The 24,843-nt window shown below is 45.4% G+C and carries 5 protein-coding genes and 1 riboswitch; all 5 genes read left to right on the top strand.

Features of this window, described 5'->3' with window-relative positions:
• Nucleotides 1-3: 3 nt before the first annotated feature.
• Nucleotides 4-1,095, top strand: coding sequence for an ABC transporter ATP-binding protein (locus BAE31_RS13860; RefSeq protein ID WP_076840708.1), 1,092 nt, complete (start codon nt 4-6; stop codon nt 1,093-1,095).
• Nucleotides 1,095-1,964, top strand: coding sequence for an ABC transporter permease (locus BAE31_RS13865; RefSeq protein ID WP_024424299.1), 870 nt, complete (start codon nt 1,095-1,097; stop codon nt 1,962-1,964). Before BAE31_RS13860 ends, BAE31_RS13865 begins: the two co-directional genes overlap by 1 nt.
• Nucleotides 1,957-2,760 carry an ABC transporter permease gene (locus tag BAE31_RS13870; RefSeq protein ID WP_076840709.1) on the top strand — a complete coding sequence of 268 codons (804 nt, stop codon included), beginning with the start codon at nt 1,957-1,959 and terminating at the stop codon, nt 2,758-2,760. The genes BAE31_RS13865 and BAE31_RS13870 overlap by 8 nt, the downstream gene beginning before the upstream one ends.
• Before the next feature lie 368 nt (nt 2,761-3,128).
• Nucleotides 3,129-3,222, top strand: a riboswitch (cyclic di-GMP riboswitch).
• A gap of 145 nt (nt 3,223-3,367) precedes the next feature.
• Complete coding sequence (locus BAE31_RS13875; RefSeq protein ID WP_076840807.1) at nt 3,368-14,080, top strand: non-ribosomal peptide synthetase; 10,713 nt, start codon at nt 3,368-3,370, stop codon at nt 14,078-14,080.
• 22 nt (nt 14,081-14,102) lie between these two features.
• Nucleotides 14,103-24,803 carry a non-ribosomal peptide synthetase gene (locus tag BAE31_RS13880; RefSeq protein WP_076840710.1) on the top strand — a complete coding sequence of 3,567 codons (10,701 nt, stop codon included), beginning with the start codon at nt 14,103-14,105 and terminating at the stop codon, nt 24,801-24,803.
• Nucleotides 24,804-24,843 lie beyond the last annotated feature (40 nt).

Here is a 24,843-nt window from a genome sequence, read left to right on the forward strand (position 1 = left end):
CGCATGAGTGGAATTCATTTAGAACACATCAGTCAGCACTTCGGTGAGCAGATTGCTCTCAACGATGTCAGTCTTACGGTGAATGAGGGAGAGTTTTTCTCCCTTCTTGGTCCTAGCGGCTGCGGAAAATCAACGTTATTAAACATCATTGGCGGTTTTTTAGAACCAACAAAAGGTGTCGTCTATATTGGTGATCAGGATGTGACAGCTTTGCCGCCTTACCAAAGAAAAACAGGTATGGTCTTTCAAAGCTATGCACTTTTTCCGCATCTGACTGTATTTGATAATGTGGCGTACGGGCTAAAGGTTCAAAAGAAAAAGAAGGCGGAAATCAAAGAGAAGGTGATGGAAAGCTTGTCTCTTGTTCAATTAGAGGCATTTGCGAAACGGATGCCCCACCAATTAAGCGGTGGTCAGCAGCAGCGGGTAGCGATTGCAAGAGCGCTGGCGATTCAGCCGTCTGTTCTCCTTCTTGATGAACCGCTCAGCAACCTGGATGCCAAACTAAGAAAAAACATGCAGACAGAGCTGCGAAATATTCAAAGGAATGTCGGGATTACAACCATTCTTGTGACACATGATCAAGAGGAAGCCTTAAGCCTTTCTGATCGGGTTGGAATTTTAGGAGAGGGAAGAATTCAGCAGATTGGGACGCCTTTAGAGGTGTACCGCCAGCCAAACAACCGATTTGTAGCTGAATTCATCGGACAGGTGAACATCTTTGAGGCCGTGTACAATGAAGCTGATGTGGCATTTACGGTTCCGCATGTAACCCATTCAAACGGTCAGCATCTTCAGCTGCAGGCTGCGGCACATCAAGAGAAGAGGGAAAAGCAACTGCTTATGCTGCGCCCTGAAAGAATCAGCATCTCTTCTGAGCAGGAGGAAGTAAAGCCGAACCATGTATCAGGCGTGCTGTCAGATGTGAGTTATATTGGGCATTCATTACGTTTGGTTGTGGGGCTTGATAATGGTGAAATCATTGTCCATGCTTCTGATGCGGCATTTCCCGAGCTGCCTGAAGTTGGAGAAACCGTCCATATCCATTGGCAGCCTGAAGATATCGTTTTCTTAGATTCGAAGGTGCATACGTGATGCGAATCAAGAAAAAGAATCAACGATTTCATTGGTTTATGCTGCTGCCAGCCTGTTTGTTTCTTGTTGTATTTTTACTAGCTCCGCTTGTGATGATGCTCGTTCTCAGTTTTCGCGATGTCGATTCGATGATGAATACATTACAAACGTATAGCTTTTCTCAATATATTCATGTGTTCACGACAGATGCATATGTAAAGGCGATTGGAAGTACTGTGTGGGTGGCTTTGCAGACAACGGTGATTTGTTTATTGATGGCATACCCCGCAGCATACGTGCTCGTCAAAGCACCTAATCCGCGTCTGCGGGCATTTTTCTATATCTTACTTGTGTCGCCGCTTTTGACAAGTGTTGTGATTCGGACATTTGCATGGATCGTTCTTCTTTCGCAAAATGGTCTGATCAATGGCATGTTACTAGATTTACAGGTAATTGAGAAGCCGCTCTCGATGCTGTGGAATATGAATGCGGTCATTATTGCCTATGTCCAAGTCATGCTGCCATTTGCAGTACTGCCGATCGCAACAAGCTTAACCGATATGGATCGTCACTTAAGACCGGCTTCTATGAGTCTTGGAGCTGGCCGGATTCGAACCTTTTTTCATGTCACCTTACCATTGACCATTCCAGGCATGGTGACTGGCGCGATCATCGTCTTCTCACTGGCAGCAGGAAGTTATATCACCCCGTTGTTAGTCGGCGGACGGATGCAGCCGCTGCTGCCGCTGTCAATTTATCAGCAGGTCATGCAGGTGTATAATCTGCCTCTTGCTGCAGCTATGTCCTTTACATTATTGGTTTGTGTGCTTGTGGTAGTCAGTCTATTAAGCTATTTATTGAAGCGTTGGGAGGCGAGGATGCATGCGTAAAAAGTCAATAGGTGACCGCTTGCTTTCCATCCTGATTTGGACTGCTGGGTCATTGGTTTATCTTTTTTTAACCATACCTGTTCTTGTGATCGTCCTATCTGCTTTTAGTCCAAATGCCTTTCCTGAATTTCCACCGACTTCGTTCTCTGTGCGCTGGTTTCATGAGGTCGTGTCAAATCCAGAATGGATGGAATCTCTTCGGATCAGTGTGATTCTGCTGTTCATCGTGACGCCTCTCACGGTTCTTTTAGGGACAATGGCTTCGTATGCTTTAGCAAGGCTTTCCTTTAAGGGAAAGGAGGCTGTCCAAGCTTTCATTCTGTCACCTCTCATGATTCCTCAGGTGGTGTTAGGGATTGCAATGCTTTACTTGTTTACGGCTATGGGCTTTACAGGGTCTTTGTGGGCGCTCGTCATTGGTCACGTCATCATTGGTTTTCCCTATGTGGTTCGAACGGTAGGCGTGAGTGTTTCGAATTTAGATCCGCGGCTTGAGCTGGCTTCAATGATTCTTGGCGCAGGACCCATTCGCACGTTTTTTCGAGTCACATTGCCTTTGATTAAGCCGGGAATCATTGCAGGAGGGGTGTTTTCTGCTGTGACGTCATTTGGGGAAATATCGATCAGTTTGTTCGTTTCCTCTCCTCAAACCATTACAATTCCTGTCAGGACCTTTAATTACATTGAGCAAACCTTTGATCCAAGTGTCAATGCGATATCTGTCATATTTATTATCATTTCTATCATTGCGCTGCTCATTATTGAAAAAACGATTGGTCTGTCTAAGGTGATGTAAATATAATGAAGAAACAAGGAGTTGTCATTTGAAATGACAACTCTTTTTTTGTTGTTTTTACAGTAAAAAAATTCATTTTTTTTAGGGAATATAGTTCTTAAGATTTAAGAATTTGCGGGGAACGCAAGGAGACCTCTATCCTACATTTTCGGTCATATTTTCAAAATTTAAGGGAAAATATGAAATTTTTGCGGTATTTAGTCGATTATTTTCGGTTGAACGCAACTATTATTAGTTATTTTCGGTAAATATCGTCAATTCTCACAGGATCCCTTCGGTATAACGCATGAATCTTTACACCCATTTTTCGGTGAAAAAAACAATATTTTCATATAAAGTGGACGTAAATAGAAAATATCTAAAAGAAAAGAAGAAAAAGGCAAATCTATGGAAACATAGAGACGCAAAGCCATGTCCTAAGGTAAATGATTCTTTTTTTGCTAAGGTCGGCAGGCTACCGAATAAAAATGGGAGTCCCTCCGTTTTATTCGGGGTGGGCTCCTTTTCTGTTTAACCGTCTATTTTAATGAAATAGACTTGGTTCTTTTGATATAGAGGGTGCAGGGTGAAATTGGTGGAGAAAACATAGAAGAGGCGGAGGATGAGAATGAATACAGTTTATTACCCCTTAACACATGCGCAAAAGCGAGTATTCTACACGGAAAGATTTTATCCAGGTACAAGTATTTCTAATTTGGGTGGATTCGCCAGGTTGAGATCGGCATCTGGTCTCGATCCTTCTTTGGTCGTCGATGTGCTTCAAGCGTACATTCGACAAACTGACTCTCTTCGGCTGAGGCTCGTGTATCGAGATGAAGAGGAGGAGCCTGTTCAATATATCAAACCTTATGAAAAACAGCCGATTCGCATGGAAAAGGGCTGGAGTGAAGAGGAAGTAAGGGTTTGGGCAAACGAGCAGATTCGTGAGCCGATGCCATTGATTGACAGCCCTTTGATTGAATTTACGGTGTTTCAAATCAGTGATCAAGAGTGCTGGCTGTTCTGTAAAGCACATCATATTGTCGCGGATGGTATTTCCATCATTTTAATGGGAAATCGCATTATTGATTTATATCATGACATGCTGCAAGGAGTAGACATCTCACCAGTTGAGGAGATTTCCTTCGTTGATCACATCATGAGTGAGCAGACCTATGAATCTTCTAAACGTTTTCAAAAAGACCAAGCTTTTTGGAATGAGCAATTTGCTCATATTCCAGACTTCGCATCTTTAAAACCGCATAAGGGATACGAGATGAGTTTGCATGCGGAGCGATTTTCAGGGGATGTTCCAGATTCTTTAAAGGAGAAGCTTCGTGTTTTTTGTGAAGAACAGAAAGTCAGTATGCTTTCGATGTTTATGTCCACTGTCTATATTTACTTACATCGCTTTAGCGGTATGGAGGATGTCGTTCTTGGAACCTTTATGGGCAACCGGACGAATGCCAAAGAAAAAAAGATGATTGGGATGTTTGTATCCACGATTCCAATGCGTGCATCTGTTCAAGGGTCGCAATCGTTTCTTGATTTCGTAAAGCAGGTCATGGCGGATCAAATGAAGATCTTGCGACACCAAAAGTACCCTTACAATTTGCTCATGAATGATTTGCGGGAAAGAGAAGGGTTTACAGGACGCCTTTTTGATATTTCTTTAGAGTATCAGGTGATGCAGTGGCAGAAAAAAGAGAATCTGTCGTTCATTACTGAACCGATTTTTAGCGGAAGCGGAATGAATGATATTTCAATACATGTGAAAGACCGCTGGGATACTGATACATTGACCATTGATTTGGATTACCGTACAGATGTATTCACAGAAGAAGAAATGAGTAAGATGTTTGATCGATTCTTGATATTACTAGAAGCGGCCGTCTCTCAGCCTGATCAGCTGATCGGGACACTGCCTTTACTTTCAGCAGGTGAACAAAAGGAGCTGCTGCAATTATCTGAAGGAGAATCGTTTGAAAGGCCAGCAGCAAAACCGGTTCATCACATGTTTGATGAGACAGCTAACAAATATGCAGACCGGACAGCCGTTGTAGCAGAAAATGGAACAATTACTTATGGAGAGCTGCAACAACAGGCAGAAAAGCTGGCACGTTTTTTACAAATGAAAAGTATCTCACGTGATGTGCCTGTTGCTGTTTTGATGGAGCGGAAGACAGATGCCATGGTGGCAGTCTTCGGCATACTAAAGGCTGGCGGGGCATATGTACCAATTGATCCGGCATTACCTGAGGAGCGCATTCAATTTATTGTGGAAGATTCAGGTGCTTCTATTGTGTTAACAGATGAATCGTTCATTCAAGAGTACCCAGCCCTTTCGGAAAAATTGATCGTGCAGCAGCAAATATTATTAGATGATGGACGGCTGCCTGAGCTTGTCGATCAGACGGCGCCGGAGGATTTAGCCTACATGATTTATACATCGGGTACGACTGGAAAGCCGAAGGGCGTCATGATTGAGCATCTTCAGCTTCATCATTTGGTCCATGCTTTGCATCATGAGATTTATCAAGGGGCGAATGAGCTAAAAATGGCGCTTCTAGCCCCATTCCATTTCGATGCATCGGTCAAACAAATCTTTGCTGCCCTTTTATTTGGACATACGCTTCATATCATCCCGCGAGAAACGACGAGAAATGGCATGCAGCTAGCGGTTTATTACAGAAAACATCAAATTGACGCGGCAGATGGAACACCGGCGCATGTGCAGCTTTTACTTGCTGCGGATTTGGACGGGCTGTCATTGACGCACATGTTGATTGGGGGAGAAGCGCTGCCTGCGAAAGCAGCACGTTCACTCATCGAAGCAGTTCGTATGAGTCAGCCTGATTTTACTCTGTGGAATGTGTATGGTCCAACGGAGACGTGTGTGGATGCGGCGGTGCATCGTCTAGATCTCAGTGAGCTGAGCGAATCAACTGAACAGCGCTATGTGTCGATTGGAAAACCGCTTGGTCATCATCGTATTTATATTTTAAATGAACATGATCAATTACAGCTGCATGGGGCAGCAGGAGAACTGTGCATTGCCGGTATAGGTGTTGGGCGAGGCTATGTGAATCAGCCTGAATTGACGGAGAAGGTATTCACAGCAGATCCGTTTTCTCCGCATGAGCGGATGTATCGAACGGGGGATCTAGTCAGATGGCTTCCGGATGGCACGATTGATTATCTTGGCAGAATGGACGATCAAGTGAAAATAAGGGGTTACCGGATAGAAACAGGCGAGATTGAAGCTGTGATGGAGCAGGTAGATGGAGTTGATAAGGCTGTCGTGCTAGTGGTTGACGAAGCGGATGGAGAAAAGGCGTTAAGTGCTTATTATCAAGCTCGTCATGAAGGAGTGTCTGTTGACATGCTGCAAGCGGCTATCAAACATCAGCTTCCAGCGTACATGATGCCTCTTTATTTCAAAGAGCTCGATGCTTTTCCACTCACAGTCAGCGGCAAAGTCGACCGTCGTGCACTTGCTGCGTTAAAAGGTGATAGAGCGGTACATGCTGTTTATACGGCACCTAGAAACGATATAGAAACGAAGCTTGTTCATTTGTGGGAAGACATTCTTGATCAAGAGAAAATCGGTGTATATGATTCTTTCTTCGATCGAGGCGGGCATTCGCTCAAAGCAATGACCGTACTTACCAAGGTTCAGCGAGACTTTGAAGTAGAGGTGCCGCTCTCCGTTTTATTTGAACAGCAGACGATTGCTGCATTGGCTGCTTATATTGAGCAAGCAGATAAGTCTTCTGAAACGGTGATACCAAAAGCGCCGGCTGCTGATCATTATCCATTGTCGCCTCCACAGCAGCGCGTCTATATGGTGAGTCAATTGGAGCAAAGCACTGCATATCATATGCCTGCTGTTGTGAGGTTAAAAGGAACTCTGCAGCTTGAGAAGCTGACTGAAGCCTTTGACAGACTGATCTCACGTCACGATGTGCTGCGCACTTCTTTTCATACGATAAAAGGTGTTCCTCGTCAGCGGATCGTTTCATCAGTGTCCTTTCAAATAGAACAGCTGACAGGCGGTACGATGGAAGAAAACATGCAGCAATTTGTCAGACCTTTTGATCTTGAGTGTGCGCCGCTTCTTCGAATTGGTTTGCAGTCATTGCATGATCAGGAGCATTTGCTCTTTTTCGATATGCATCATCTGATTTCAGATGGTCTTTCGATCGATTTGATGCTGCGTGAGCTGTCAGATGCTTACGAGGGATCGGTTAGAGCACCATTGAAGCTTCAATATCAAGATTATGCTGTTTGGCAACAGCACCAAGGCTTTCAAAAAGAAGAGACATTTTGGCTGCAAGAATTTTCGGGTGATATTCCGGCTTTACAGCTGCTGACCGATTTTCAGCGTCCAGCTGTCCAGTCTTTCGCAGGTGATCGTGTCATCAAAGAAATAGATGAAGCGTTAAAGAATCAATTACAGGAGCTTGCAGCAAACCATCACACGACACTGTATACGGTCTTGCTTTCTGCTTACTATACATTGCTTGCCAAATATACAGGTCAAAAGGAATTCGTGGTCGGAACACCGGCGGCAGGGCGTGTGCATACAGATTTGAATGACATGATCGGTATGTTTGTCCAGACACTTGCTTTGCGGTCTGAGGTAGATCCGAATGGAACCATGTCTCAGCTGATTGAGCAAGTAAAGAAAAAGACAATGCAGGCATTTGAACATCAGCAATATCCATTTGAACGGCTGCTTGAAAAGCTGAATGTGCCAAGAGATTTTAGCCGTCATCCATTGTTTGACACCGTCTTTACACTCGCGCCGGATCATGGAGCATCTCAGCATATTGGAGATATGCTGGTCGAGGTTGAAGAAACCAATTTCCATATTGCGAAATTTGATTTAACACTGCAAGCGATGGAGTCAGATCAAGGTTTATCCTTTGTACTTGATTACAGTACGGCGCTATTTAAACGAAGTACGGCAGAGCAGATGATGAAACATTATGTTTATCTGCTGGAGCAGATGGTTCAAGCGCCGCAGGAAGCTATTCAATCCTATCGATTACTGTCTGAACAAGAAGCAGAAGCTCAGTTAAATAGGTGGAATCCGTTACCTTCGCCTTATCCAGCAGAAGAAACCATTGTAACGGAGTTTGAAAAACAGGTGCAGCAGCATGGTCATCAGCCTGCATTGCAATGTGAAGATGTGGTTCTTTCTTATCAAGAGCTGAATGACCGAGTGAATCAGCTGGCTCATTATTTGCGTGAAAATGGTTTTGAAAAAGGGATGAAAGCGGCCTTATTCTTTGAACGATCCAATGAAATGGTGCTCTCTGTTCTGGCTGTGCTTAAGGCTGGCGGTGTCTATGTACCAATTGACCCCGATTTCCCTGATGAGCGCGTGAAGCACTTTTTAACAGACAGCGGTGCACAATTTTTACTGACACATCAAGTGCTGCGCCATCGCTCGGTGCTCACTTCATTTGAGGGAACCATCATAGAAACAGAAGATCGAGCGATTGAACAGCAGTCAGACAGCCCTATAGATGCTCATATTTTACCTGAGGACTTAGCGAATTTGACCTATACATCTGGTACAACCGGTAAGCCTAAAGGAAATATGGTGACACACCGGAACATTTTGAGAACGGTGAAGCAATCGAATTATCTCACCATTCATCATGAAGACACGGTGATGAGCCTCTCAAACTATGTATTTGATGCCTTTATGTTTGATGTGTTTGGTGCTTTATTAAACGGAGCGAAACTCATTGTTCTGCCAAAGGACCATATCTTAAACATGAATGAGCTTTCTGGAGCGATTGAGAAGGAAAAAGTCAGTATTTTAATGATCACGACAGCTCTTTTTCACTTACTTATTGATATGAAAAAAGACAGCCTGAAAAACGTGAGAAAAGTGCTGTTTGGCGGAGAACGTGCTTCTGTGCCTCATGTAGTGACTGCACTTGAGACAGTTGGGAAAGACAAGCTTGTTCATATGTACGGACCTTCTGAGAGCACAATATTCACCACGTATTATCCTGTGAATCATATTGAGAAGCAGGCGTTATCCATCCCGATCGGAAAGCCAGTGAGTCAAACGGCTGTTTATATTGTAGATGAGTTTGGACATGTTCAGCCGCCGGGTGTGGCGGGAGAGCTATGTGTCGCTGGTGATGGACTGGTGAAAGGATATTATAAGCAGCCAGAACTAACAAGCGAAAAGTTTGTCAACAATCCTTTCCGCCCTGGAGAGGCCATGTATAAAACGGGCGATCTTGCACGCTGGCTGCCGAATGGAGATATTGAATTCATTGGACGGATCGATCATCAAGTGAAGATTCGCGGACAGCGTATCGAGCTTGGGGAAATTGAACACCAGCTGCTGCGGCATCCTCAGGTGAAGGAAGCTGTCGTCATTGCTGCTTCGAATGACACGTTATGTGCGTATTTCACAGCAGAAGGATCTGTTTCATTATCTGATTTGCGCGAGCAAGCAGGGCGTGAACTGCCTGTATATATGATGCCGGCATTTTTCATGCAATTAGACGAGCTTCCTTTGACGAATAATGGCAAGGTCGATAGGCGGGCGCTGCCGGCACCTGATCTCAGTGAGCAGGGGGCAAATGAATACACCTCTCCTCAAACAGAAACAGAGCGTCTGCTGGCGAACATTTGGGAGGAAGTTCTTGAAGTGCCGCGAATCGGCAGGCATGATCATTTCTTTGAATGCGGGGGCCATTCGCTGCGCGGCATGAAAATGCTGAACAGGCTGTATGAAGAGATGCAGGTGGAGCTCTCTTTGAAGTCTTTATTTGAATCCCCAACATTAGAAGCGTTCGCCCTTGCGGTTGATCAAGCGGATCAAACGGAGATCAAGCGAGTGGAAGTTGCCAAAGAGGCGGCCTATTATCCAGTGACATCTGCTCAGAAAAGACTGTTTGTTTTGGAGAAAATGACTGATGCGGAGCAAAGCTATCATATGCCGGCTGCCTTAAAGCTAGAAGGTGTCTTTGATGAAAAACGATTTGAAAAGGCAATTGATCAGCTAGTCCAACGTCATGAAGCTTTCCGAACGAGCTTTGATTTTGTTCAGAATGAACCTGTTCAACGGATTGAAACAAATGTCTCTATAGACATTGAAAAAATTGAACAGAACGGCCGGGACATACAGGAATTGATGAATGAATTTATCAGGCCATTTGATGTAGAAAAAGCGCCTTTACTAAGAATAGGACTGGTTTCCGTCTCCGTAAATGTCCATTATTTACTGATTGATATGCATCATATCATTTCAGATGGTGCGTCTGTTGGCATTTTAATTGAGGAGCTATCAGCCCTGTATCGAGGAGAAAAACTAGAGGAATTACCTGTTCAATATAAGGATTATGCAGTTTGGTCAAAAAGTGAGGCATCTGCTGCGCAAAAAGCAGCTGAAGAGGCTTTCTGGCTGAATCAATTACAAGGGGAACTGCCTGTACTGGCACTGCCGGAAGACCTGCCAAGGCCAAAAGTGCAAACATTCTCAGGAGATCGTGTCTCATTTACAATCGAAGGTTCGCTTAAAGCGAAATTGGACGAACTCGTTAGAGCGCTCAACAGTACGACCTATACAGTCCTGCTTGCTGGCTACAGTATTCTTTTAAGCAAGCTTTCAAGACAAGAGGATATCATTATTGGTTCTCCGGTTGTCGGCAGAACCCATCCTGATATTCAATCTGTGATCGGCATGTTTGTGAACACGCTGGCACTTAGAACAAGACCATCAGGACATCAGACAGCTGCTGAATTTGCGTCAAATGTTCATCAGCTTGTGTTAGAGGCAAACGAGCATCAGCTGTACCCATTTGAAGAATTGGTAGATCAGGTGCAAACGGTTCGAGACACAAGCCGCCATCCAATTTTTGACGTGGTATTCTCCATGGAAAATGCGGATATTCGTGATTTATCAATGGATGGGCTTCACATTGTTCCACAGCCATTCGAAGAGAATATCGCCAAATTTGATTTAACCTTAACTGGAAACGAATCCTCAGATCAAATTGAGCTCGTGTTTGATTTTAATTGTTCTATCTTTCAAAAGACGTCAATTGAAAAGTGGAAAGAATATTTCCTTCATTTGCTGGAACAAATGGTATCAGCGCCAAATCAATCGCTAGATCAAATGCAATTATTGTCACCGCAGCAGCAGCAAAAACAGCTGGATGAATGGTCAGGACCTATCCTAGATGTCCCGTTAGATCAAACCGTTCACGCGCTAATTGAGTCTAAGGCACAAGAAACACCTCATCAAAAAGCAGCGACCTTCTGCGGAATGAGCTGGACGTATAAAGAGTTGAACAGCAGTGCGAATGTAGTCGCTTCAAGACTCATCTCAAGCGGCACAAAACCAGGAGACCGCGTCGGTATTCTCACCCGCCCATCTCTTGACATGACAGCCGCTGTTCTTGGTGTCCTCAAGGCAGGTGCGGCATTCGTTCCAATTGATGCGGATTATCCGGGGCAGCGTATTGCGTACATGCTGGAAGACTGCGGGGCAGAGGTGCTTCTGATTCAGAAAGGACTTACTGCACCAGCTTCATTCACAGGTCATGTCCTGTTCATAGAAGATGCGGTAGAGGGAGACGCTCACGAAATTCAGGTTCATATCAAACCAAATGATCTTGCCTACATGATTTATACCTCTGGGACGACGGGACAGCCGAAAGGTGTCATGGTCGAGCACCAGTCCCTTGTGAATCTTGCGTTCTGGCACAATGATGCGTTCCAAGTGACGAACAAGGATCGAACTGCGAAATATGCCGGCTTTGGCTTTGACGCTTCCATTTGGGAGATGTTCCCGACGTGGATCGCCGGCGCAGAGCTGCACATTATCGATGAGGCAATTCGTCTCGATATGATCAAGCTCAATACGTATTTCAATGAAGAAGACATCACCATTGCCTTCCTGCCAACACAGCTTTGTGAGCAGTTTATGTCAATGGACAACCATTCTCTGCGCTACTTACTGACAGGCGGAGACAAGCTGAAACAGGTAAAGCCTGTTCCATATAAGCTCGTCAATAACTACGGTCCGACTGAAAATACAGTCGTAGCGACAAGCGGAGTCATCAATCCAGATCAAGGCACGCTTCCGATTGGAACTGCGATTGCCAATACACGTTTCTACATCATGGGTTCGTTATATGACCTGTCGCCGCCAGGCGTACCGGGTGAGCTTGTGATTGCAGGAAAAGGATTGGCAAGAGGCTACTGGAATCTTCCAGAGGAAACCGACAAACGATTTGTCCCAGATCCATTTTTTCCAGGCGAGCGCATGTACCGCACAGGCGATTTAGTGAAATGGATAGAGGGTGGTGAGCTGATTTATCTCGGCAGAAAAGACCATCAGGTCAACATCCGCGGCTTCCGTATTGAGCTGTCAGAAATTGAAGCCCAGCTTTTGACGCTGGATTCGGTCAAAGAAGCCGTCGTGACAACGGTCAAAGATGCGAGTGATCAGGATGCCCTTGCCGCTTACGTGATTACGGAAAACGATACAGATACTGAGGAATTAAAAGAAAGCCTAAAACGCACACTGCCTGAATACATGGTGCCATCATGGATCATAAAGCTAGACCAATTTCCAATGACGGCCAATGGAAAAGTTGATCTCAAAGCATTGCCAGCTCCTGATATCGAAGCAAACCAAACGATATACGAAGCCCCAAGAGATGAAGTGGAAACACTGCTTTGCGGCATTTGGGAAGATGTCCTTGGCGTCAGCCAAGTCGGCATTCACGATCACTTCTTCTTCCTTGGAGGAGATTCGATTAAAGGCATCCAAATGGCAAGCAGACTCACGCAAGCAGGCTGGAAGCTCGATATGAAACTTCTATTCCAGTATCCGACCATTGCAGAGCTGCGCCCATATATAGAGGAAGTCGATCTCCTCACAGCCGACCAATCACCTGTCGAAGGAGAAGTCATTTTTACACCGATTCAGCGCTGGTTCTTTGAACGAAGCTTTACGAATCAGCATCACTGGAACCAATCGATGATGCTTCATGCGCCAAATGGTTTAAATGAGAAAAACGTTCAGCAAGTACTGGAACAGCTCATGATTCATCATGATGCCTTGCGAATGGTGTATCCGCTCGAAGAAGGGCGCGTCATCCAGCGTCATCGAGGAATCGAGGAAAACAATGTAGCAATTGATGTGGTGGAAGTAAAAGGAGAGCTGTCACAGCAAATCCAGCAGGTAGAAAAGCTGGCAAATGAAGTGCAGGCGAGTATATCGCTAGCAGACGGGCCTTTAGTGAGACCTGCCATTTTCCGAACGGATCAAGGGGATCATTTATTGCTTGCTGTGCACCATCTTGTCATTGATGGTGTGTCATGGCGCATTTTCCTTGAAGATTTCATGGCTCTTTATGAACAGTCGAAGCGCGGGGAAACTCTTACCCTTCCTGAAAAAACACACTCCTTCCAAGAATATGCCCAGAAGCTGACTGAATACGCTGTGTCAGATGAGCTGCTATCGGAAAGAGATTATTGGAAAAAGGTGCTTGCGCATTCCGCTCCTCCGCTTCAAAAGGATCATGTCACGGAGGATCAACGAATGCTTCATACACAGACCGTTCGTTTTACATTGTCTGAAGAGGAAACACGCAGTCTGTTGACGGATGTACATGAAGCCTACCAAACAGAAATCAATGATATTTTGCTGACGGCATTAGGGTTGTCCATGAAAGAGTGGACAGGTGAAGACAGGCACTTTATTCATCTTGAAGGGCACGGGAGAGAGGACATCCTCCCTGCGGTTAATGTATCACGGACCATCGGCTGGTTTACTAGTATGTATCCTGTGTTATTGGATATGTCGCATGCAGACGATCTTTCTTATCAGATCAAGTATTTAAAAGAGGAACTCAGACACATTCCGAACAAGGGCATCGGCTATGGCGTTTTAAAATACTTAACGCCTGACAAGATGAAGGACGATATCGATTTTCAAGTCACACCAGATATCAGCTTTAACTATCTTGGTCAGTTTGATGAACAGATCGGCGGCGGTGAATTGAGGCGCTCTCCATGGCATGCAGGACAATCGCTGAGCCCTGAATCTGAGAAACCTCATGCGCTGGATATTGTTGGTTTCGTAGAACAAGCAGTGCTCCATGTGACGATTTCCTATCATCACCTTGAATTCGAAGAACGTACGATCGAACAGTTCAAGGAACTCTTAGAAAAGAATGTGAAGGCACTGATCTCACATTGTCTATCACAGGATGAGAGTCAGATCACACCTAGTGATGTGGGGGATGAGGATCTCACTATGGATGAACTTGAAAAGCTAATGGATCTATTTTAAGCAAAAATGAAGAGGTGGACTTATGAGCAAGCAGAAAATTCAAAAGGTATATCCTTTAACACCAATGCAAGAAGGCATGCTGTATCATGCCATGCTAGACCCTAATTCCTCCTCTTATTTCACACAGCTTGAGCTTGGAATAAGCGGAGATTTTGATCTCGATCTTTTTGAAAAGAGTCTCAATGAACTCATACGGACATATGACATTCTGCGTACAGCCTTTGTTTATCAGCAATTACAAAAGCCTCGTCAGGTTGTGCTGGCTGAACGTCATTTAGATGTGTATAGAGAAGATCTATCTCATCTGAATCATCAAGAGCAGAAAAAGGTATTGGATCAATATAAAAAGCAAGTGAGAAAGCAAGGATTTCACTTAACGAATGATCTGTTGTTGAAAGTCGCTGTTTTTCAATTAAATGAAACAAACTGGCACCTGATTTGGAGCAACCATCACATTATTATGGATGGTTGGTCTATGGGTGTTTTGATGAAAAAACTGTTTCATTACTATGAATCTTATCGGAACGGCCGAACGCCGGATCGCTCACAAGGTAAGCCTTATGCGGACTATATCCAGTGGCTTGGAAAGCAAAACAAACAAGAAGCGGAAGACTATTGGAAGGAGAGGCTGGATGGTGCTGTTCAGCACCAAGGGCTGCTGCAGCAAAAAGAAGCGAACGGACAATATGACCATCAGGAATGGACGTTTACATGGGACGCTCAAACCGTACAAGCCATTCAAGATGCGGCAAGACAATGCCAAGTGACAGCACCGAACCTTTTTCAGGCTGTCTGGTCCGTTCTTTTAGGCACCTATCATGCAGCAGATGATGTCACATTCGGAACAGTCGTATCAGGCAGACCTCCAAGTGTGTCTGGGATTGAGCGGATGGCAGGGCTGTTTATCAATACGATACCTGTCCGGGTGACATTGGATCAGGAGCAGACCTTTAAACAGCTGTTTCAAACGGTTCAGCAGCATGCACTGGAAGCGGAAAACTATGATTTTATGCCGCTTTATGACATTCAGCAGAAAACAGCTGCTGGAGGAAAACTCTTTGATCATTTGGTTGGGTTTGAAAACTATCCTTTAGATCAGGAGCTGTCTGGTGACACCATGTCTGCACGTCTCGGTTTTGCCATTGATGTAAAGGACGGATTTGAACAAACGAATTTCGATCTCAATGTCCTTGTCTATCCTGGTGAAACGTGGACATTGACATTCAAATACAATGCGATGGCTTTTGAAGAAAAGGTCATTGAAAACATATCAAAACATCTGACCAACCTCATGAAGCAAATCATTCACAATCCTGATGTACGCCTTCATGAAGTGACATGTATTACAGAAGAAGAAAAGCAGCAGATTGAAGCTTGGAACCAGACGGAGCGAGATTATCCGAAGCACCTGTCCATTCCTGAGCTGCTCCATGAACGTATCAAGGCGCAGCCTGACCATCTGGCATTAGTCGAAGGCGAGCGAACATTCACATACGAAGAGCTTGGACAGGAAATCCGTCGTTTAGCCAGCAGTCTTGTAGAAAACGGCGTTCAGCGGGGGGATGCTGTCGCGGTATATATGAACCGATCAGCAGATGCGGTGATCTCTATTTTAGCCATTTTACACGCAGGGGCTGCTTATGTACCGATTGATCCAGCTCAGCCTGAGGAGAGAATCCGTTGGATGCTTGAAGACAGCGGCGTATCCATTTTGCTCTATGCTGACAGCCAGCCGCCAGTTGATGAAAGCATCAAAGCTGTTCGTGTGACCGGCATGTCTCATCACTCACAAGCGGAGTTATCAGTCGAGACGTCTCCATCTCAATTGGCATATATCATGTTCACATCGGGATCAACTGGACGGCCAAAAGGAGTTCAAATTGAGCATCAGCATATTGTGAGGTTAGCATGCTCTCAGGAAAAAATAGGGTTGAACACGTCGGATCGTATGGCGCATACAGGAGCTGTCAGCTTTGATGCGATTACCCTTGAAATCTTCACTACGCTTCTGAATGGGGCGACGCTTTATCCTGTTGACCGTGATACTTTATTGGATATTCACCGATTCGAACAATTTATCCAAACACATCAGATCACAGCGCTCTTTTTAACGACTGGTTTATTTAATCAGCTCGCTCAGCAGCGGCCGCAAATGTTCAAAGGGTTAAAAACATTATTCACCGGCGGTGATGTGATCAATGTGAAAAGTGCGGAGCTTGTGAAAAAGCATCATCCGTCAATTACCTTGCTGAATGTCTATGGCCCAACTGAAAATACAACCATCTCGACCATTTACGAAGTAAGAGGAGATGAAGCGGGCCCGATCCCAATTGGTCAGCCGATCAATCATACGTCAGCTTATATTTTAGATGACTATCAAAGACTTCAGCCAATTGGAGCCCCAGGAGAGCTGTATGTGGGCGGAGATGGTGTTTCAAGAGGGTACATCAAACGTCCAGTTTTGACTGATCAAGTGTTCATGGCAGATCCTTTTAAACCGTCAGGACGGATGTATCGAACAGGGGACTTGGCTAGATATGGTGCAGATGGTCAGATTGAATTCCTCGGCCGTGCCGATGATCAGGTGAAAATTCGTGGTTTCCGTATTGAGCTAGGTGAAATTGAATCAGTGCTTCACCAAGAAGCGGGCATAGATGAAGCAGTTGTACTTGTTCAGCAGCTCTCCTCAGATGAAAAGGAAATCATCGCTTACTTCACAGGGACACTGACAGAAGAAGAGGTACGAGATGTATTCAATCAAAAACTGCCAGCATATATGGTGCCGCACCATGTGATGAAGCTGGATACCTTTGCGCTGACATCGAACGGGAAGGTAGATCGAAAAGCTTTACCTAAGCCTGACGAAGTGCATCGCGAGGAAATCAAAATCATTCTGCCTGAGACTGAGACAGAAAAGGCACTCGCTGACATTTGGGAGGAGCTTCTTGGGAAAACGGTTGGGGTAGACGAGCATTTCTTTATGGCTGGCGGGCACTCGCTCAAAGCGATGATGATGTCTGCGAAGGTTCAAGAAGTGCTTCAAAAGGAAGTGCCGATTCAAGTGATTTTCGAGAAGCCGACGATTCGCTCATTAGCGGCTTACATCGATCAGGATGGTAAAGAAGAAACCGGACATCCTATTTTGCCAGCAGAGCAGGCGGACGAATATCCGGTATCACCAGCTCAGCGCCGTTTATATATTTTGCAGACACTTGAACCTGACAGCACGAATTATCATATACCGATCGTCTTAACGCTTGAAGGAACACTCGAATATCAGCGGCTCAAATCAGCATTTAATCAGTTAATCCAATCACATGAAATCTTAAGAACGAGCTTTCATATGAACGGAGAAGACATTGTCCAAAGGGTGCATGAATGGACTGAATTTGACCTTCCCGTTCATGACATCAAGGAAGAAGAGGCGGAGGCATTTCTTACTGAACGTCAATCGCCATTTGATTTAACAGCAGCACCCCTTTTGCGGGCTCAGCTGCTGAAAGTCAGTGAGAACCGTCATCTTCTCGTCTTGGAAGCACATCATCTCATTACAGATGGCAGCTCTATGAAGACATTCATTCAAGATTTGGCGAAGGCTTACGATGGAGAAGCTCTTGCTGAACGAGCCCTTCATTATAAAGATTACGCTGTCTGGCAGCTAAGTGAAGAAGAAACGGAGAAACAGAAGGAGCATGAAGCGTATTGGCTGAAGCAATTTGAAGGAGATTTACCGGTTTTAGAGCTGCCAACTGATTATCCGCGTCCAGCAGAACGTGATTTTACTGGAGAACGATTCATGTTTGGCTGTGATCAAGCAACGACTCAGCGCATTCATGAACTGCTTCAGAAAACCGATACGACCATGTATATGTTCTTATTATCCGCCTTTCAGGTGCTGCTTGCCTCCTATAGCGGGCAGGAAGATATCATTGTGGGTTCGCCTGTTGCTGGACGGACACACCCTGATATCCAGGACATGCCGGGGATGTTTATCAACACCATTGCGATGCGCGGAAAACCAGAACAAACCAAAACATTTTTACAGCTGCTTGAAGAAATAAAAGAAACAAGTGTTGATGCTTTTGCACATCAAAGCTATCCGCTCGAAGAGTTAATTGCGAATCTTCCATTAGACCGTGATACAACTCGGAGCCCGCTTTTTAGCGTTTCATTTAACATGCAGAACATGGAGGTACCGGCGCTAAAGCTCGGCGATCTGCACATTTCGCCTTATGCCATTCAGCATCACTCGGTCAAATTTGATCTATCTTTAGAAGCATTTGAACGCGAGGGAGCATTAAAGCTGAGCTTTGACTATGCAGCGGCGTTATTTAAAGAAGAGACCGTCCGCCGGTTCGGAACTCATCTTCTGGCGATTATTCGGGAGGCAGTTCGTCATCCGGAGGAAAAGATCGGCTTGCTCCATATACTGGATCAGCATGAACAAATAGAGCGTCTGGAGAAAAAAGCCGAAGGACAAACGAATCGTCATGAGCCATTCCATGTCCAATTTTCACGTCAGGCGAAGGAAACACCGGATGCTATCGCCGTCATGGATGATCAAAGAAAACTCACCTACCGCGAGCTTGAGGATATGTCATATGCACTTAGCTGTGAGCTTAAAAAACGAGGCGTCGAGAAAGAACAAACTGTGGCACTGATCCTTGACCGCTCTGTCTATGTCATTGTCTCCATGCTTGGTGTGATGAAAGCAGGAGGAGCGTTTGTACCGATTGATCCGGCCTTTCCGGCTGAACGAATCCGCTACACATTAGAGGATTCAGGTGCACAAGTCATCGTGACAAATGAGTCTCTAGCAGATTCCTATCAAAATCATAAGTCGATTCAAGTGGTGCAGGTTGAACAAGCAGTGCATCAAAGCCATCCACTAGAATTGCCGGAAGTATCGGCAGATCAGCTTGCTTATGTCATTTACACATCTGGGACAACGGGGAAGCCGAAGGGTGTACAGCTCACGCATCGTAATCTATCACACTATGTCAGCTGGCTGATAAATGAGGTAACATTGCAGGAATGTGATCGGACGGCACTGCTTTCTTCTTATGCATATGATCTTGGTTACACAAGCATTTTCCCTGTTTTAAAAGCAGGGGGGACACTCTATATTCCTCGCGAAGACGTGTATACAGACCCTGTACGTCTGATGCGTTTGATTGATGAACAAGAGCTGACTTATATCAAAATGACACCATCCTTATTTCATATGATGGCAGATTCTAAGGAATATTCATTTAATGCTTTACGCCTGGTGGTACTTGGAGGAGAACCGGTGATCCCTGAGGATGTTGAAACATTTATGATGCAGCATCCATGCGTGGCAGTCATGAACCATTATGGTCCGACTGAGACAACCATTGGTACAGTGACCAAGCTGATCACACCGCAAGAGCTGGACGCTTTGAAGGAACGATCTTTGATCGGACAGCCAATTGCTCACACAAGAGCGCTCGTATGCAATCAGCAGCAGCGTCTTGTCCCTTATGGCGCGCCGGGAGAGCTTTATATATCTGGAGAAGGTGTGTCGAGAGGATATTTGAATCAGCCTGAATTAACAGCAGAACGTTTTCTTGAAAATCCATATGATCCTCAAGAGAAAATGTATCGCACAGGGGATTTGGTCAGACAGCATGCAAATGGAGATATTGAGTTTCTTGGAAGAGTCGATGATCAAGTGAAAATCCGCGGCTATCGCATTGAGAAACAGGAAATTGAGCATGCCGCACGTGCTCTGGCATCTATTCAAGAAGTCTATGTAAAAGTCCTGCACCTGTCTGGGTTGCCGGAGCTTGCACTCTATTACACAGCGCCAGAACACATTGGAACACTGACGTTTAGAGAAAATCTTGCGGAGACACTGCCGGATTATATGATTCCAACGTACTTTGTGAAAGTCGATCACATTCCACTCACCCAAAACGGAAAGGTGGATGCGAAGTCTTTGCCGCTTCCGCATGAGGTGCATATGAACCGTACGGCGCATGTGGCACCAGAAACGGAACTTGAGCAGGCGCTGTGTGACATTTGGTCAGAAGTTCTTGGGGTTGAACAAATAGGTGTTCATGACCACTTCTTTGAATTGGGAGGTCATTCCCTCAAGGGCATGGTGCTCATTTCGAAGGTGCAGGCAAAGCTGAACAAGCATGTGCCGCTCAAAGTCCTTTTTGAAAAACCAACCATACGGGCAATGGCAGCCTACTTGGAAGAAACAGATTCTTCGGTGGTGACATCCATTCAGCCAGCGGAAAAGCAAGATTTCTATCCCGTCTCTTCTGCTCAAAAGCGTATGTATGTACTGCAGCAGCTGCATCCAGAAGCAGTCACTTATCATATGCCAGCCGTTTTAATGATGGAAGGCAGCCTTGATGTGAAGCAGCTGGAAGCAGCGCTTCAAGCCTTGATCGACAGACATGAATCACTTCGGACAGCCTTTGTAGAAATTGACGGCGTACCCGTTCAAAAAGCCTATCGCCAAGTGCCGTTTACATTAAAGATTGATGAAATAGAGGGCGATCAGGAGCAGTCTGTCATCGAGTCATTCATTACACCATTCTCATTACATCAAGCACCATTAATGAGGGCAAAAGTGGCGAAGCTTTCTGATGAGAAATATGTATTCATGATGGATATGCACCATATCATTGCAGATGGTGTCACACGCAGCCTGCTCATTCAAGAACTCGCAGAGCTGTATGAGAAAAAGACATTACCGCCAGTTCAGCTGCATTACAAGGATTTTGCGGTATGGCAGCAGGAAGAAAAGCAGCAGGCGCTGCTTGAGAAACAGCGGCAGTATTGGCTGGAGCAATATGCACAGCCGCCGGAAGACTTAGCACTGCCCCTTGATTTTCCGCGTCCTCAAGTTCAGTCATTTGAAGGAGGGCGAGTCGATAGATGGTTGTCTGCTGAAAAGGTGCAGTCCATCAAAACGCTTATGGCGGAAAAAGGTGTGAGCTTGAACATGGTGATGCAAACGGCATTTGCCATTTTCCTTTCCAAATTAACTGGGCAGACAGATATCGTCATAGGTGCTGTGACCGCAGGACGTACGCATGCTTCAATCGAGCGGGTTCCAGGCATGTTTGTCAATACACTGGCTCTTCGAAACGAAGTGCAGCCAGAAGAAACGACAGCGCAGCTGCTTGAAAAAATGAAAGATCGCAGCCTATCAGCCTATGAACATCAAGAATTCCCGTTTGAGGAATTGGTGGCTCAGTTAGATCTTCCGAAAGACACGAGCCGCAATCCATTGTTTAGTGTCATGCTGACAACAGATGACCGTGACCTGACGTTACCGGATTTGAATGGACTCAAGCTGTCGCAAAAGCAGCAAGATACCGTTCATGCAAAATTTGATATAACGCTCGGTGTATTTGAAGAAAATGACCAAGTGGGCTTGCGCTTTGAGTATGCAGCGGCCCTGTTTAAAAAGAGCACCATTCAGCGCTGGAGCCGTTATATTGAAAAAATCATAGACGATATGCTGGCTAAGCTGAATCAGCCAATTTCAGCGCTATCTCTCATAACTGAAGAGGAAAAACGAGAGCTGATCAATGAATGGTCAGGACCAGACCTCAACGTCCCGTTAGATCAAACCGTTCATGCCTTGATTGAGGCTAAGTCACAAGAAGCACCGCACCAAAAAGCGGCGGTCTTCTGCGGAACGAGCTGGACGTATGAAGAACTGAATCATCGGGCAAATGTAGTCGCTTCAAGACTCATCGCAAACGGCACAAAACCAGGCGACCGCGTCGGTATTCTCACTCGTCCGTCCCTTGATATGACGGCAGCTGTTCTTGGCGTTCTCAAGGCAGGTGCGGCATTCGTTCCAATTGATGCAGACTATCCAGCGCAGCGTATTGCGTACATGCTGGAAGACTGCGGGGCAGAGGTGCTTCTGATGCAGAAAGGACTCACTGCACCATCTTCATTCACAGGTCAAGTGTTGTTCATAGAAGATGCGGTAGAAGGAGAAGCTCACGAGATTCAGGTTCATGTCAAACCAACGGATCTCGCCTATATGATTTACACCTCTGGGACGACAGGAAAGCCGAAGGGTGTCATGGTTGAGCACCAGTCCCTTGTGAATCTTGCATTCTGGCACAATGATGCGTTCCAAGTGACGAAAGACGATCGAACTGCGAAATATGCCGGCTTTGGCTTTGACGCCTCCATTTGGGAGATGTTCCCGCCGTGGATCGCCGGCGCAGAGCTGCACATTATCGACGAAGCGATTCGCCTCGATATGATCAAGCTCAATGCGTATTTCAATGAAGAAGGGATCACCATTGCCTTCCTGCCAACGCAGCTATGTGAGCAGTTTATGTCAATGGACAACCATTCTCTGCGTTATTTACTAACAGGCGGAGATAAGCTGAAACAGGTAAAGCCGGTTCCATATCAACTCGTCAATAATTACGGTCCGACTGAAAATACAGTCGTAGCGACAAGCGGAATGATCGATCCAGAACAAGGCACGATTCCGATTGGAACAGCCATTGCCAATACACGTTTTTACATCATGGGTTCTTTATACGACCTGTCGCCGCCAGGCGTACCGGGTGAGCTCGTGATTGCAGGAAAAGGACTGGCAAGAGGCTACTGGAATCTTCCAGATGAAACCGACAAACGATTTGTCCCAGATCCATTTTATCCAGGCGAGCGCATGTACCGCACAGGCGATCTAGTGAAATGGACAGAGGATGGTGAGCTGATCTATCTCGGCAGAATAGACCATCAGGTCAATATCCGCGGCTTCCGTATTGAGCTGTCAGAAATTGAAGCGCAGCTTTTGACGCTGGATTCGGTCAAAGAAGCCGTCGTGACAACAATCAAAGATGCGGGTGATCAGGACGCCCTTGCCGCTTACGTGATCACGAAGAACGATACAGATACAGAGGACTTAAAAGAAAGCCTAAAACGCACACTGCCTGAATACATGGTGCCATCATGGATCATAAAGCTAGAACAATTTCCAATGACGGCCAATGGAAAAGTTGATCTCAAAGCATTGCCAGCTCCTGATATGGAAGCAAACCAAACGGTATACGAAGCCCCAAGAGATGAAGTGGAAACGCTGCTTTGCGGCATTTGGGAAGATGTCCTTGGCGTCAGCCAAGTCGGCATTCACGATCACTTCTTCTTCCTTGGCGGAGATTCCATTAAAGGCATTCAAATGGCAAGCAGACTCACGCAAGCAGGCTGGAAGCTCGATATGAAACTTCTATTCCAGTATCCGACTATTGCAGAGCTGCGCCCATATATCGAAGAAGCCGATCAAATGACAGCCGACCAATCACCTGTCGAAGGAGAAGTCATTTTCACACCGATTCAACGCTGGTTCTTTGAACGAGCATTCAGCGATCAGCACCATTGGAATCTCTCGATGATGCTTCATGCACCAAATGGATTTGACCTTTCCATTACAGAACAAGTCATGCAAAAACTACTTTCACATCATGATGCACTGCGCATGGTATACAGACAGGAACATGGCGGCATCCTGCAATACAACCAGCGGGAGCTCCCGGAACCGATGGCGATTATTTCTCATGATGTCTCAAAAGAGCACGACGTGAAAAAGGCTGTTTCCACATATGCGAACGAGTATCAGCGTCAGCTGAACCTCGAAACAGGTCCGTTAATGAAAGTGATTTGTTTCCATGCAGAAGATGGCGATCATTTACTCATCGTGACACACCATTTAGTCATTGACGGTGTCTCATGCCGAATTCTACTAGAGGACTTTATGTCTCTATATCAGCAGGCAGCTCAGGGGCAAAAGCTTGTCCTGCCGCTGAAAACTCATTCCTTTAAAGAATGGGCAGAGGCCATTGAACGTTATGCACAGTCACAGCCATTAAAAAGTCAGCAGGAGTATTGGGCACAAATTGAAAGCAAGCCATTAACCGCATTACCTGTTGATCATGAAGTGACAAAAAGAAAAGTTTCAGAAACCAAATCGGTTCAAATGCAGCTGACAGAAACAGAAACTGAACATCTTTTGACCGATATTCATCTGCCGTACACAACGGAAATGAACGATATTCTTTTATGTGCTCTCAGTCTTGCTGTTCAAGAGTGGACAGGTGAGTCTCGTGTACATGTGCAGCTTGAAGGTCATGGTAGAGAGGATATTTTATCAGGGCTGGATGTCTCTCGCACGATTGGCTGGTTTACAAGTATGTATCCAGTTGTTCTTGAAGCGAAGCCGGATCAGACCATAGCTGATGCTATTAAAGGAACGAAAGAAATGCTGCGGCGTGTGCCAAATAAAGGAATTGGCTACGGAATCTTAAAATACATGACAGCCACTGAACCGTCAGGGCAGCACGTACATCCTGAAATCAGCTTGAACTATCTTGGACAGATTGATCAGGAAGTGACGACAGAACTCTTTGGGCCGTCGACTTATGATATGGGACGACAAGCAAGCCCTGATTCGGAAGCTGTTTATAAGCTAAACCTTAGTGGTCTTGTTCAACAAAACCGATTCATTTTGTCTTGTTCCTATTGTGCAAGTGAATATGAAGAACAGACGATACAGCAGTTCATGGCATTGTTGAAGGGGAAAATTCAATCCATCATCACCCATTGCTTAGCGCAGCAAGAACGGGAATTTACGCCAAGTGACTTCTCTGCGGCTGACCTTGAAATGGACGAAATGGACGACATTTTTGACATGCTTGAGGAGAAATTGACTTAACAACACGAGATGAATCATAAAAAAGGAAGGGAGGATGAAA

The organism is Bacillus sp. I-2, assembly GCF_001974945.1.
Taxonomy (GTDB): domain Bacteria; phylum Bacillota; class Bacilli; order Bacillales; family Bacillaceae; genus Bacillus; species Bacillus safensis.